Origin of the sequence: Sorangium sp. So ce145, assembly GCF_051525985.1 — a bacterium.
GTDB lineage: Bacteria > Myxococcota_A > Polyangia > Polyangiales > Polyangiaceae > Sorangium > Sorangium cellulosum_B.
In genome coordinates, this window is sequence record NZ_CP150315.1 from 5,055,486 (window position 1) to 5,068,691 (window position 13,206).

At 72.6% G+C, this 13,206-nt stretch carries 11 protein-coding genes; 3 read left to right on the forward strand and 8 right to left on the reverse strand.

What is annotated here, in order from left to right; translation table 11 throughout:
- Window positions 1-155: 155 nt before the first annotated feature.
- Together WMF34_RS18670 and WMF34_RS18675 are read left to right on the forward strand one after the other, a co-directional pair.
- The gene (locus WMF34_RS18670) at window positions 156-2,066 is read left to right on the forward strand and encodes a L,D-transpeptidase (protein WP_437994087.1); all 1,911 of its coding nucleotides are present in this window, start codon (window positions 156-158) and stop codon (window positions 2,064-2,066) included.
- Between the two features lie 308 nt (window positions 2,067-2,374).
- Window positions 2,375-3,400: a tetratricopeptide repeat protein gene (locus WMF34_RS18675; protein ID WP_012236238.1), complete on the forward strand. Its 1,026-nt coding sequence runs from the start codon at window positions 2,375-2,377 to the stop codon at window positions 3,398-3,400.
- Window positions 3,401-3,457: 57 nt separating this feature from the next.
- On the opposite strand, the gene WMF34_RS18680 is transcribed toward WMF34_RS18675, so the two are convergent.
- The 8 genes from WMF34_RS18680 to WMF34_RS18715 form a co-directional block, all read right to left on the reverse strand.
- On the reverse strand, window positions 3,458-3,937 hold the full coding sequence (locus WMF34_RS18680) for an ATP-binding protein (RefSeq protein WP_157906756.1): 480 nt from the start codon (window positions 3,935-3,937) through the stop codon (window positions 3,458-3,460).
- Complete coding sequence (locus WMF34_RS18685) at window positions 3,934-4,518, reverse strand: SpoIIE family protein phosphatase (protein ID WP_012236240.1); 585 nt, start codon at window positions 4,516-4,518, stop codon at window positions 3,934-3,936. Before WMF34_RS18685 ends, WMF34_RS18680 begins: the two co-directional genes overlap by 4 nt.
- Window positions 4,515-5,300, reverse strand: a complete 786-nt coding sequence (locus WMF34_RS18690; RefSeq protein ID WP_012236241.1) for an anti-sigma regulatory factor — start codon at window positions 5,298-5,300, stop codon at window positions 4,515-4,517. Before WMF34_RS18690 ends, WMF34_RS18685 begins: the two co-directional genes overlap by 4 nt.
- Window positions 5,281-5,676 (reverse strand): STAS domain-containing protein, encoded by a 396-nt coding sequence (locus tag WMF34_RS18695; RefSeq protein WP_157906757.1) that lies wholly within the window; start codon window positions 5,674-5,676, stop codon window positions 5,281-5,283. Before WMF34_RS18695 ends, WMF34_RS18690 begins: the two co-directional genes overlap by 20 nt.
- A 23-nt stretch (window positions 5,677-5,699) precedes the next feature.
- Entirely contained in the window at window positions 5,700-7,049 is a 1,350-nt protein-coding gene (locus WMF34_RS18700; RefSeq protein WP_012236243.1) for an STAS domain-containing protein, read from the reverse strand.
- Between the two features lie 600 nt (window positions 7,050-7,649).
- Window positions 7,650-8,339, reverse strand: coding sequence for a tetratricopeptide repeat protein (locus tag WMF34_RS18705; protein WP_012236244.1), 690 nt, complete (start codon window positions 8,337-8,339; stop codon window positions 7,650-7,652).
- Between the two features lie 233 nt (window positions 8,340-8,572).
- Window positions 8,573-10,999, reverse strand: a complete 2,427-nt coding sequence (locus WMF34_RS18710; RefSeq protein ID WP_437994088.1) for a DEAD/DEAH box helicase — start codon at window positions 10,997-10,999, stop codon at window positions 8,573-8,575.
- 39 nt (window positions 11,000-11,038) lie between these two features.
- Window positions 11,039-11,578 carry a hypothetical protein gene (locus WMF34_RS18715; protein ID WP_012236246.1) on the reverse strand — a complete coding sequence of 180 codons (540 nt, stop codon included), beginning with the start codon at window positions 11,576-11,578 and terminating at the stop codon, window positions 11,039-11,041.
- 140 nt (window positions 11,579-11,718) lie between these two features.
- Between WMF34_RS18715 and WMF34_RS18720 the strand changes: the two genes are divergently transcribed.
- On the forward strand, window positions 11,719-13,206 hold the full coding sequence (locus WMF34_RS18720; protein ID WP_157906758.1) for a hypothetical protein: 1,488 nt from the start codon (window positions 11,719-11,721) through the stop codon (window positions 13,204-13,206).

A 13,206-nucleotide genomic window follows, 5' to 3' on the forward strand; every position in this document is an offset into this window, starting at 1 on the left:
GCCGTCGTCAGCTCGAGGGGCGCGCGCTCCGCAGAGAAGTGGATCGACACGTGAGTGACCAGGTACTAAGACCGCCGAGCCGACCCGACCCTACGGGTCGATCATCAGACCGCGAGGATCGGGAAGGCCGGTCCTCGCCCAACGCTGTGGATGCGATGAACCGCTCTCAGGCGCCCCGCCCCCGCGGGCAGAAGGACCCCGCACGATCGCACGGCAGCGGCAATGTCCGCACCGACGACCAGCGGAACCCGCAACCGGCGCCGGGCGCCGGACGCGCCGGCGGCGGCGTCGCGCGCACCTCGCTCGTGTCCAGCGCGCTCGGGTTCATCGCCGCGGCGGCCTTCGCCGGCACCGCGGCGTGGGCGAGCGGCTGCCAGGGCGAGGCCCCTCCCGGCCCCTCCACCGAAGGCGGCTCGCCGCCCGAGCGGACGTCGTCCCTCCCCCGCCCCGCGCCCGCGTCCTCGGCGCGCGCCGCCGCGTCCGCCGAGGCGCCCAAGGAGGCCCCAGCCGCCGCGCCCTCCGAGGCTCCCCCGGAGCCGCCCGCGCCCGACACGCCGTACACGGGGCCGCTGCTCGGCTCGATCATGCCGCAGGCGTCGGTCTATCCGACGATGGAGTTCTCCAAGCAGCGGCTCGGCTACATCCGGCTCGGCGGCAAGGTGCCGGTCGATCCGAAGCCGATCAAGGGCGGGAGCTGCGCCAAGGGCTGGTACCGCCTCCTCGACGGCGGCTACGTCTGCGGGAGGTCGGCCACGACGGACCTGTCGAACCCGCAGGTCCGCCTCGGCATCACGCCGCCGAACCTCGATGAGGTCCTCCCGTACAAGTACGCCTTCAACACGACCCACGGCACGCCGCTCTACCGCTCCGTCCCCTCGAAGGACGAGATGATGCGCTACGAGCCGTACCTCGAGTCCTCGAAGCGCAAGCGGAAGGAAGAGGAGAAGCAGCGCGCCGAGGCGCTGTACGAGGAGACCGAGAAGGAGGTCGCCGCGGCGGCCGCCGCTCGCGCCGCGGCCGCCGCGAGCCCCGCGCCGGTGGCCGCCGTCGCCGCGGATCCGGCTGCGGTCGAGGACAAGGCGGCGGCCGTCGCCGCGGCCGCGTCGCTCGGCATCGCGCCGGCGCCGGTCGAGGAGGAGCCCGAGAAGCCCTGGTGGGAGAACGTCGACGAGAAGGGCAGGCCGCTCAACGTCACGCTCGCCGATCTCGACAAGGACGCCGACTCGACGGTCGCGAAGCGGATGGTCAAGGGCTTCTTCGTCGCGGTCGACAAGACCTTCGGGTGGAACGGCCGCAGCTGGTACAAGACGACCGCGGGCCTCGTCGCGCCGAGCGACCGCATGTACATCATCAAGCCGCCGGCCTCGCAGGGCATCGACTTCCCCGAGGGCGCGAAGTCGGTCGGCTTCATCCTCGCGAAGTCGGCGAGCAAGTACCAGTTCGACGCCGAGAAGAAGTCCGTCTCCGTGGCCGGCTCGCTCGAGCGCTTCGCGGCGTTCGGCCTCACGGGCGAGAGCCACACCCACAGGTCGACGGTGTACCGGAAGACCACCGAGGGCTGGTGGATGAAGGGCGCCGACGGGACGTACACCGATCTCGGCTCCCCGCCGCCGGATCTCGCGCCGGGCGAGAAGTGGATCGACGTGAACCTGTCGCGCAAGACGCTGGTCGCGATCGAGGGCGACAAGCCCGTCTTCGCGGCGCTCGTCTCGCCGGGGAGGCGCTCGAAGGACAAGAAGAAGAACCACGCCACGCCCACGGGGGTGTTCCGCATCCGCGAGAAGCACATCGCGACCACGATGGACGGCGACGGCACGGTCGCGGGCGATCTGCCGTACAGCATCGAGGACGTGCCGTTCGTCGCGTATTACGACGGCTCGTACGCCCTCCACGGCGCCTTCTGGCACGGAAACTTCGGCCGGGAGATGAGCCACGGCTGCGTGAACCTCTCGCCGCTCGACGCGAAGAAGGTCTTCTTCTGGAGCGAGCCCAGGCTCCCGCGCGGCTGGCACGGGGTCTGGGCCACGCCGGAGAACCGCGGCACGCTCGTGTCCATCCACGAGTGAGCGGGCCGCGCGGCCGCTCGGCGCGCGCGGACGAGGACGCAGCAACACAGTACGCTCCCCGTCGAGCGGGCCGCGCGGGAGCGGCCGGACCGGGCTCGCCGCGACGCGTGGTACGAGCGCGCGCCGGAGCCGCGCCTCGCCTCGCCTGGACTCGCCTGGACCCGCCTTGGCGGGCCTGGCCGCCTGCCGTCCTGCCTCCGCCAGTTGCTGGAAATCCGGGCGGGCCGTGCTCGGAACAGCTCGAACGGTCGCTTTGACAGGGCTCCCTCTTGACTCGGGGCTCCCCTTCGCACACTTGTGGAGCCGCCATGGACCAGTTCTCGGCGCACCTCGACCGCGGGTGGGATCTCGTCCAGCGCGGGGACACGCGCGGAGCAGAGGCGTCGGCCCGTCGGGCGCTCGAGCTCGATCCGAACTCGCCGGAGGCTCACAACCTGCTCGGCTTCGTCGCGGCCCTCGAGGGCGAGGGCGAGGAGGCCATCGAGGCGTACCGCCAGGCGATCGCCCTCGATGACACCTACCTGGAGGCGATGCTCAACGCCGCCGAGGTGTACATCCACCCGCTCGGCGATTTCGACCAGGCGATCGAGATGTGCGACCAGGCGCTGGATCTGGCCGAGGTCGACGAGGAGATCATCGACGCGCTCCTCCTGAAGTTCGACGCGCTCCTCGGCAAGGGCGATCTCGACGAGGCGGCCCAGGTCGCGGCGAGGATCCCCGAGGGCCCCTACGACAACCCGAACCACACCTTCCTCGTGGGCCGCGCGTTCTACGAGATCGGCCAGGCCGACAAGGCCGCCGCCCTCATCGAGGAGGCGGCGCTCAAGGACCCGCGGCACGCCGAGGCCCACTACTACCTCGGCCTCATCCGCGACGAGCGGGGCGATGTGCGCGGCGCGACGCAGGCCTTCCTGCGCTCCCGCGAGCTCGACGTCGAGCTCGGCATGCCCCCCTGGGCGCCGAGCCGCGAGGGCTTCGTGACGCTGGCCCAGAAGACGGTCGCCGCGCTCAACCCCGTGCTCCGGCGCTACGTCGAGGGCGCGGAGCTCTACATCTCCGACGTGCCCGGGATGGAGCTCGTCGCCGAGGGCGTCGATCCCCGCGCGCTGGTCCTCCTGGACGGCCTCAACGCCGACGAGCGCGAGCGGGGCCTCCGCGGCAGCGCCGAGGTCCACCCGTGCGCGCGGGTCTTCGTCTACGCCCTCAATGTCGCCCGCCTCGCGGGCAGCATCGAGGCGCTGGAGCGCGAGATCAACCTGGCGCTCGAGCGCGAGATCACCGCGACGTTCCTCGAAGCCGAGCAGAACGAGCGGACCGAGAAAGAGCTCAACTGATCGGGCGAGGCGCTCCTCGCCACGACCGCCGCGCCGCGCGAGCGCGCGGGGCGGCGCTCACTTCCACTTGACGGCGATGATCTCGGTGCTGATGCCGGGTGACGAACGGATGATGACGGAGCTCATCAGCCGATGCACGGCTCCGAGCCCGACGCCGAGCCCCTGACCGGGCATCCTCGGCGTCAGCCGCGCAGAGTTCGACGAGGACGGGCCGCGATCGCTCTTCGGCCCGACGTCCTCGAGCAGCGCCAGCTTCGGGTCCAGGCCTGGACCGGAGTCGCGCACGATCACCTCGACGCCCCACCGACCGCCGCCCGTCTGCGTGTCGTCGCGGATCGCGCGGATGCTGATGCTCCCGCCGCCGCCGTGGCGCACCGCGTTCGACACGAGCTCGGCGATCGCGATCGCGAGCTCGTGCTGAGCGCGCTCCGAGAGCCCTGCCCAGCGCGCGATGTGCGCACCCTCGGCCGCGCAGGCGAAGCGATCCTCCTCGCGCGTGACGGGGATGCTGAACGCGGGCGGGGACCGCTGCGTCACGCCGCGCCCCTGTCGCGGACCACGGCGACGACGCACGTGGCGTCGTCGAACGACTTCTTGTGGGCGTCGACGATCCGGCGCGCCATCTCCTCGGGATCGAGGTCGCGGAACGCGCCGAGATCGAAGCCGCTGGAGATCCCGTCGGAGTGGAGCAGGACGACGTCGCCAGGTGATATGGGGAAGCGAAAGCTGCGGAGCCGCCGCACGCGCCGCCCGAGGATCCCCGCCGAGCAGAAGCTCGGCATGGCCGTCCGCGTGATCGCCTTCATCGCGATGTTGCCGACGCCCGAGAACTCGAGCTCGCCCACGCTCTCGTCGATGCGCAGGAGCGCAGCCGCGGCCCCGCGCGTCGACGCGAGCTGCTCCCCTGCCCCGGTCAAGAGATCCTCGATCGGCATCGACGCGTGGTCCTCCACGTAGCGGCAGAACGCGGAAGCCGCTTGCGCGGCGTGGGGACCATGGCCGAGCCCGTCGGCGAGGCCGATCAGCACCCACGGGGACTGCCGGACCACCACCACCTCGTCGCCGGCGATCTCCTCGCCGGCGGCGACGCAGCACGCGGTCCCGATGGCGACCGTCATCCGAGGTACTTCCTGACCGTCACGGTCGTCCCCGCGCCGGGCGCCGTCTTGACGTCGAACGCATCCATGAGCGCCTTCGTGCCCCGGAGGCCCGCCCCCATGCCGTGACGCGAGCGGTACTTGCCGCTCAGGATCTCCGGCAGGTTCGTGATCCCCGGCCCGTTGTCCTGCGCGACGATCTCGATCGCACGCATCGGCGAGGTGAGCGAGCGGACGATGACCTGCCCGCTGCCCGCGTACCTGACGATGTTGCGCCCGAGCTCGGAGATCGCCGTGACGATCTTCGTCTGCAGGACGTCGCTGACGAGGTGCTCGATGCAGAGCTCGCGGCCGGCTGACCGCGCGCGCAGCACGTCCTCCTCGTTGCGCACATCGATGGTGATCTCGCGCGGCGCGGGGGCCGCGTGATCGAGCTCACCGAGCTCGGAGATGCACCGATCGAGCTGCGCCTGGTCGCGGACGAACAGCTTCACCCCGCGCTTGACCTCGACGAGGAGGCGCCGGAGATCACCCTCGCGCGCGACCAGCGGATCGACCTTCGCCTGCCGGATCCCGCAGTCGATGACGCTCTTCCTCACCGCAGGCGAGAGGAACTGCGCCAGCACCGTCTCGATCTGATCGGTGATCGAGCGGCCGACGATCTGCGGAGACGACGGCACCGGGCCGCGCGCCGACTGCGGCGTACCCGGCAAGCGCGTCGACACCGGTCCGCTGGACCGGCTCGACGGCGGCCCCGTGGCGCCGCCGCTGGAGGGCGGTCCGTCACGAGGAGGGATCTTCATGCGACACCTCGTTCGTGAGCTCCGGCGGCATCATGTCGTCCTCCGCGGACGGCGCGAGCATCTCGACGGCGCGCTCCAGGTTGAGCGCCGTCACCACGCCAGGGATCTCGAGATCCATCTCCACGAGCGCGATCGCGACCGCGGGGCGCAAGCCGCACACCGCCGTCCGGACGCCCATCAGCCGGGCCGTGAGCGCGATGTCACGGATGGCGCGGGTGAGATAGCTATCGAGAATCTCGACACCGGAGAGGTCGACGATGAGGCCGCGGGGCGATCGCGCTTCGATCGACCCGGTCACGTCGTCGCGCAGCTGCTCCACCTGGCCGTCGGTGAGCCCGCCCTGCACCGAGACGATTAAGTTCCCGAAGAGGCCCACGATGGGGACCCTACCCGCTTGCATCAAGTGGACGTCTCCTTCCTCGCGCTGAGCTGCAGCTGTGTCGTGGTCATTGCACCGCTGCCCGACGGATCGAAGGCGGCCCGAGGGCCGCCAGGTGTGAACGGCTGTCCTGTCTGCTTCTCGTTGTCTTTGGCCGCGCCGCGGCGGGTCCCCATGAGGGACGCGGGCGTCGGCTTCTGGCCGGCGAGCGCCATGCTCTCGCGCAGCGCGTGCTTGAGGTTGCGCGCGGCGCGCACGGTGCCGAGGTTGATCCCGAGCTCCACCATCGTCTGCGCGACGGCGGGCCTGACCCCGGTGATCCGACACCGCGCGCCGAGCAGCTCGACCGCCTTCATCAGCTTCATGAAATGGTCGGCCGTCCGCGTGTCGATCACCTCGACGCCCGTCACATCGATGATGACGTAGCGCGACTGGCGGCGGACGATCTCGTCGAGCAGCCGCTCCATGATCTGGGCGCTCCTGCGCGAGTCGACGACGCCGATGATCGGCAGCGCGAGGACGTCGTCCCACAGCTCGAGGATGGGCGTCGAGATCTCGTCGATCGCGTAACGGAGCCGCTCGACGAGCTCGCTCTTGGCGCTCTCGCTCTCCACGAGGTCGCGGTTCTTCGCCTCGAGATCCTCGATGAGGCGCTTCTTCTCGGTCGCGTCGCGGAACACGGCGACGGCGCCGGAGATCGCCCCGTCCTTGCCCCGCATCGGGCTGGCGCTGACCGTCAGGAACAGGCCGGACACCGGGCCGGTCTCGATGCGCGGCTCGGAGAACACCGGCGGCACGCGAACCGACCGCGGCTCGACGTCGTCCCCCTGCGGCCCCGCGGTGGGCGCGAGCGTCGGCATCGCGCCGCCCGCCATGCCGTTGGATCGGCGGGCGACCCGCCCGTCCTGGTCGGCGGACTTCCTCGCGAAGAGCTCGACCTGGTCGACCGTCTCGCCGCGCAGCGCGCGCGACAGCGGGTGCTCGGACATGGGCCAGGGGGTCGCGCGATCGGGGAAGAACAGCGTGGCGTCGCCGGGCCCCACGTCGTCCCCCGAGGTGAGGTCGAGCGGCGCGCGGCCGAGCATGTGCTCCGCGGCCGGGTTGCGCATCAGGAGCTCGCCCCTGTCGTCAACGACGGCGACGCCGTCCGCCATGCTGTCGAGCACGAGCTTGAAGATGCCAGCCTGTCGCCGCAGCTCCTCGTCCGCTCGGGCCAGCTGCTCGCCGCGCTCGCGCGCCTCGCGCGTCGCCCGGTCGAGCTGCGCGGCCTGCTCCTTCGCCGCGCGCTCGTGCCCCTCGATCTGCTGCTCGAGCGTCGCGACGCGCTCCGTGAGCCTCGCAATCTCTTGCCGCAGAGCTTCTTCGCTCATCGCGAACTCCCCGTCGTAAGCCCGCGCGCGCCGTGCGTGGCGCCAGGCAGCGCGTCCCTCCGGTGCGCGGCGCGGCGAATCCCCTTGCAGGACTGCTCCAGATGCGCGCGCCGGGAGGATGAGCCGCGCGGGCGAAACGAGGCGGCCGCGGAGAGCGCGTGGCTCTTCGCCGTCCTGTCCGTCCTTTGCACGCTCGTGACGCTCATTTCTTCTCCTCGCAGGGTGCCCTGTCCCAAGCGGGGACCGTGTCCAGCACCAGTCGAGAAACACAGCTTATCGCCAACCGGGTAACCCACCGTCAAGCTTCGCGTCAGCCATGCGTGTCGCTTGTGGCGACGGCATCCACCGTCGCCCAGCCGAGGTAGCCCGTGCCCGCACAACCGCGCCCGTGCCCCGCGTCACGATCGAGCACGCCAGCAGCAGCTTATGCCGCGCCGCAGCGCAGCCGAGCTCGGTCGGCGTGCACCTCCTGCTTCCGCTCCTCGGATGTGCGGATGGAGAGGGCCGGAGCTCACGTGAGGTTCCCCCCATGCGACGCGCGCCGGGCACCAGCGCGGATTGCGTGTTCACAGCCGCGCGCGGGTCGCTCCACGCTCCGCCTCAATCGCCGAGGCTCTGACGCTCGCGAGCGCGCCGTCGCTTGGCCTTGCGCTTCGAGTCGGCCGGGCGCTGAGGGTCCGGGCCGCTCTCGCCCGTGGTCGGGGCGCCCGCGTCGAGCCAGCGCCACAGCGCCATCTGGTCCGCGGTCGCCCCGTGACGGATGGCGCGCTTCAAGATCTTCTTGGCGAGCACCAGCTTGCCGCATCGGGCGAGCGCGTGCGCGTAGCTCGCGGCGATGTCGGCCTCGCCCGTCTGCGCCTCGGTGGCCTGCGCCAGGAGCGGCAAGGCGTCGTGCGGGCGGTTCAGCGCGACGTCGTAGAGGTGCCCCAGGTTGTGCGCGTACCAGGGGTTCTCGGGCGCGATGGCCAGCGCCCGCTCGTAGGCGCGCGCGGCGTAGCGGTAGTTGCCGAGCAGCGACTGCGCCAGGCCCAGCACCGCCCAGGCGCCGTCGTCCTCCTCGTGGAACTGCAGCACGCGGCGCGCGAAGAGCGCGGCGCGCCACGGATCGTGCTCCACGCCCATCTCCGCGAGGTGGCGGTGCGCGTAGAGCCACGGCTCGCTCCCGGGCGCCGTCGCGCGGGCCAGACGCGCGAGCAGCGGGAGCACCCTGTCCGCATCGAGCTTGTCAGCAAGCGCTCGATCGATGTCCCGTCGAAGCCGGTCGATGTCCTCCGCTCCACTGCGCCCCATCCCTTCCGTGATACGACCAGTGGGCGAGCTTGGCTAGCGCGTTGCGCGCCGAGCCGAGACGCCTGGACGACGTCGCACGCAAGCCCCCACCGACGTACCATCGACCAGCGCCGCCAGGCGGTGTCGTGCGCCGCGCGGAACCCCTTGAAACGCTTGCGTGGAGCCCGCTCCGCCGCCATGTGGCAGCGGACAGACGCGTTTGCGACGACTCGCTCGATCCGCGCGACCCGCGCTCAGGCGTCCTCCGCCACCTCTTCGGCGCTTGACGTGCGCTCCCGAGCCTGCTCCGCGCGCGCCTCCTTGCCCGCGATCGTCGCGCCGTTCAGCGTCGCCACGACCCGCGCGAGCTCGGCCTTCGGGACGCTGACGAACGCGTTGCGCTCGCGCACCCGGATGCGCCGGATGTCCCCCTTGGCCATCCCGCCCCGCTCGATGAGCGCGCGCTGGAAATCCGCCGCGCGCGCGCCGTCGCGGCGGCCCAGGTTGATGAAGACCTCGACGAACTCTCCGTCCGCCTCGTCGCGCGAGGGCTCGGCGCGCGGCGCTTCGCCGGCCTCGCCGCTCTCGATCTCGACCGCGGCCTCGCCGGTGGCCGGCGACAGGGCGCCGCTCGCGCGCTCGCGCTCGCCGCCGCGCGACACCGGCGCGCCGGGCGCCGGAGACGGAGGCTCGCCGAGGATCGGCTCGTCGTCGCCCTCCTCCTCGGGCGGCTGCCACATGGTGAAGTCGGCGTGGCGCGAGAACGGCTGTCCCGACGCGCCCCCCTGAGGCCTGCCCGGCGCGGCGCCAGCGGCGCCAGCGCCGCGGCGCGCCGACAGCAGCGTCGCCGCGGGCCGATCGCGCAGGCGCTCCGCCGGGCCGCGGCCCGGCCCGCCCTCGCCTCGCGGCGGCTCGATCCGCATCAGCGGCTCCGGCCGCGTGAGCGGCTCGACCGAGACGGGGCCGTCGTCGCGCGCCCGCGCCCCCTCGGGCCGGCGCGGCTCTTCCCCCCCGGGCGCGTCCGCGCCGCGAGGGCCTCGCCGCCCCTCGTCCCGGCGGAGGCGCAGCGATCGCCGATCGCGCTCCCGCCCGCGGTCCCTATCGCCCTCACGCGCCAGCTCGCGTTCGCGCTCGCGCTCGCTGCGCTCCGTCTCGGGCGAGCGCGGCTCGGCCGAGTCGGCCGCGCGGGGGATCGCCTCCCGCGCCGCCCGCCCGCGCGCCGCGGGCTCGGGCTTCGTCGACGGATCCGTGCCGCGCCCCTCGCTCTCGCGCGCCGCCGCGCGCTGCGGCTGCTGGGCGCGCCGCGCGGCGCTCGCCTCCTCCTGCGCCGTCGGCCGCGCGCCGAGGTGATCGCGCAGGAGGCCCGCCACGATCGCCTCGGCCTGGTCGTGCGTGAGGAGCCGGCGCGCGAGCGAGAGATCGTCGCGGTGCGTGCCCTTCGACAGGAACGCCTCGGCGAGCATCGCGACGAGATCGGCCTCGGCGCGCGTCTTGAGCTCCCCCTCCGAGGGGAGCTGCTTCTCGAGCGGGCGGATCTTGTACGTCAGCCGGAGGATGTAGAGCGGCCCGACGTCCTGCGGCGTGATCAGCGCGATCGCCGTGCCGGTGCGGCCCGCGCGGCCGGTGCGGCCGGTGCGGTGCACGTACGCCTCGGCGTCCTGCGGGAAATCGTAGTTGATGACGTGCGTGAGGTGCGAGATGTCGATGCCGCGCGCGGCCACGTCGGTGGCGACGAGGAAGCGCAGGCGCCCCTCGCGCGTCGCGCTCATCACCTTCTCGCGATCGGACTGCGGCAGATCGCCGTTCAGCCAGTCGGCGTCGTAGCCCTGGCGCTTCAGCGCCCCGGCGACCGCCTCGGTCTCGTCCTTGGTGTTGCAGAAGATGACCGCGTTCTCGGGGTTCTCGACCTCGATGATGCGGACGAGGGACGTCAGCTTGTCGCCCGTGATCAGGTAGACGTAGTGCTGGATCTGGAGCGCGCCGACCGCGTCGCCCGAGAGGGTGATGAACTCGGGCGAGCGCAGCTTGCTGCGCGCGATGCGCTCGATGTCGGGCGGGAGCGTCGCCGAGAACAGCAGCGTCTGCCGCTCCGGCGGCAGCTCGGCGAGGATCGCGGTGAGCTCGCGCTCGAAGCCCATCGAGAGCATCTCGTCGCACTCGTCGAGCACGAGCAGCCGGATGTGCTTGGCGACGATGGTCCCGCGGCGCAGGTGGTCGAGCACGCGGCCCGGCGTGCCGACGATGACCTGCGCGCCCGCGGCGAGCGCGTCGATCTGCCGCTGCATCGGCGCGCCGCCGTAGACGGCGACCACCTTGATGCCCTTGCGCTTGCCGAGGCGCTCGACCTCCGCCGAGACCTGGAGCGCGAGCTCCCGCGTCGGGCACAGCGCGAGCACCTGCGCCTGCGCGAGCGAGCGCTTCACGGCATGATCGACGATCGGGAGCCCGAAGGCCGCCGTCTTGCCGGTGCCGGTGCGCGCCTGCACGACCGCGTCGCGCCCGCGCGTCACCGGCTCCCAGACGGCGAGCTGCACCGGCGTCGGGTGGACGTAGCCAATCTCCGCGAGCGTCTCGCGCAGCTCGGACGACAGGGGGAGCACATCGAAGGTAGGCGGCGGCTGGGGCTTGTCGCCGGTCTGCGCTTCACCCGCCACTGCGGCAGGGGGAGAAGGAACGGTCATGTCGGTCATATCGTCCTGCGTGATCGCCGCGTCGGGGTATTATCTCGGGGACGCGGGCCCAAGCTGGCCATCGACGATCGCCCGGACCCGCCGCCGCAGCGGAGCCAGATCGCCTGCCTCGCGCCGCGCTGCGTGCTCCTCCGCATAGCGGAGCCGCTCGATGGCGTCGAGAGCGCGCTCGTTGTCCTCCGAGCCCCGGCACGAGGCGGCCACTCCGTCCCGGTAGGTCCACGCCGGAGCGAGCGTGCTCCTGAACCGGGCGAGGGCGGCGTCCTCCCCGTCGGTCCCGGGGGCGGCCTCCCTGGCGCGCTCGACGGCCCGGACGAGCGCCAGGAGGCCCTCCTCGCAGCTCGCATAGGGCGACGGCGCGGCCGACAGAAAGAAGACCTGCCGGATCAGCTGGAGGGTGCACGAGGCGATGATGAGCGCGGCGAAGCTGTAGTACGCGACCAGGGCGATGCGCCGGCCACGGGCGCGAGGCCCGCCAGGGCGGCGCCGCGCTCCAGGAGGGCGCGCTCCCGCCCCGGTCCCCGGCACGGCCGGGGCGGGAGCGATGGGCGCGGGAGCTTGAGCGGGCATGGGAGCTGCGATTCCTAGGGCGGGCAGGGGTGCGCGGCCGCCGACGGTCGGGCTCCGCTTCCACGGTCCCTTCCGTGCGGGCCAGTGCTATCACCTCGCGGCGGGCGCGACGAGATGCTGTTGGACGGGAGCAGCGCGAGGTGACCGACAGGACCGCGGCGCTCCGCATCATCGCCCGCCGATCCGCTGCGGCGCTCTCCGCGCTGGCCCTCGCCCTGGGCCCGCCCGGCGCCGCGCTGGCTCAGCCGCTCCAGGACAACGCCTACACCATCGACCTCTTCCAGGGGCCCATCCTGGCGCCGCTGCGCGTGACCGGGATCGCCGGCGCCTACGCCGGCTACGCCGAGGGGATCGCCGGCATGGTCGCCAACGCCGCGGCGCCCGCGCTCCGCGAGCCGTTCAGCATGCGCTGGTTCGAGTGGGACGTGGCCGCGTCGATCTCGCTGCCCATCGAGCTCTTCGAGAACAACGATTTCGACAACAGCGGCGACATCGATCTCGATTACTCGAATTTCGTCTACCTGACCCTCGGCGGCCAGCTCCAGGCGGGCGACTTCGGCGTCGGGGTCAACGCCGAGCTGCAGCGGTACTCCCTGACGGACGAGGCCGGCGCCGAGACCACGGTCGTGATCGGCAAGTACCATTTCCTCGGCGGGGTCCGCCTGCTCGGCGACGCGCTCGTGCTGGGCGCAGGTGCGCGCGCGGTGACGCTCAACCTCCAGGCCGAGCAGACCGACCTGACCATGGCGGGCGTCTCCCCGGAGCTCGGGGTGCTCGTGCGCCCCGACTGGGCGTCCTACCGGCTCGGTGCCACGTTCCGCTTCCCGGTGAACGGCGGCCGCCTGCTCGGCGAGGGCGTGGTGATGGACGGGCAGGTCCGCCGCGCCGGCGGGCTGATCCTGCCGGACGAGGTCGTCCTCCCCTGGGAGCTCGAGATCGGCCTCGCCGTGCAGGTCGGACCGCGCCCGCTCAACCCGGCGTGGATCGACCCGCGCGTCCAGGAGCGGGAGCTCCGCGAGGCGGTCGCGCGCAGGCAGACCGCGCGGGAAGAGCGGAGGGCGCGCGAGCTCGGCGCCATCGACGACCCGGAGGAGCGCGCGCGGCGCGAGCGCGTCTTCGCGACGGAGAGGGCGCGCGAGCGCGCCGCCGACGAGCGCGAGCTCGCCGCGGGGCCGGCCGTCCTCGAGGCGGAGCGGCGCGCGCGCTACTGGAACTGGCCGCGCGAGCACCTGCTCATCACGGCGGAGCTCCTCGTCACGGGCCCGGTGTCGAACGGGGTGAGCCTGGAGCGCTTCCTGGCGCAGAAGCAGCCCGGGAGCGAGCACGGCCCGTCGGCGGTGGGCACCTCGGGCGCGCACGTGAGCTTCTCGCCGCGGTTCGGGATCGAGACCGAGCCGATCCCGGGCCGCGTGCACACGCGGTTCGGCAGCTACTACGAGCCGAACCGCTTCGGCCGCCTGGGGAGCGGGCGCGTCGGCCGGCAGCACTTCACGTTCGGCGCGGACGTCCGCGTGCTCTCGACGACCTTCTGGGGCCTGATCCCAGACACCGCCTTGACGCTGCAGACGTCGATGGATTTCGCGCCTCGCTATGACAGCGTGAGCGCCGGCATCGGCGTCTGGCACTGA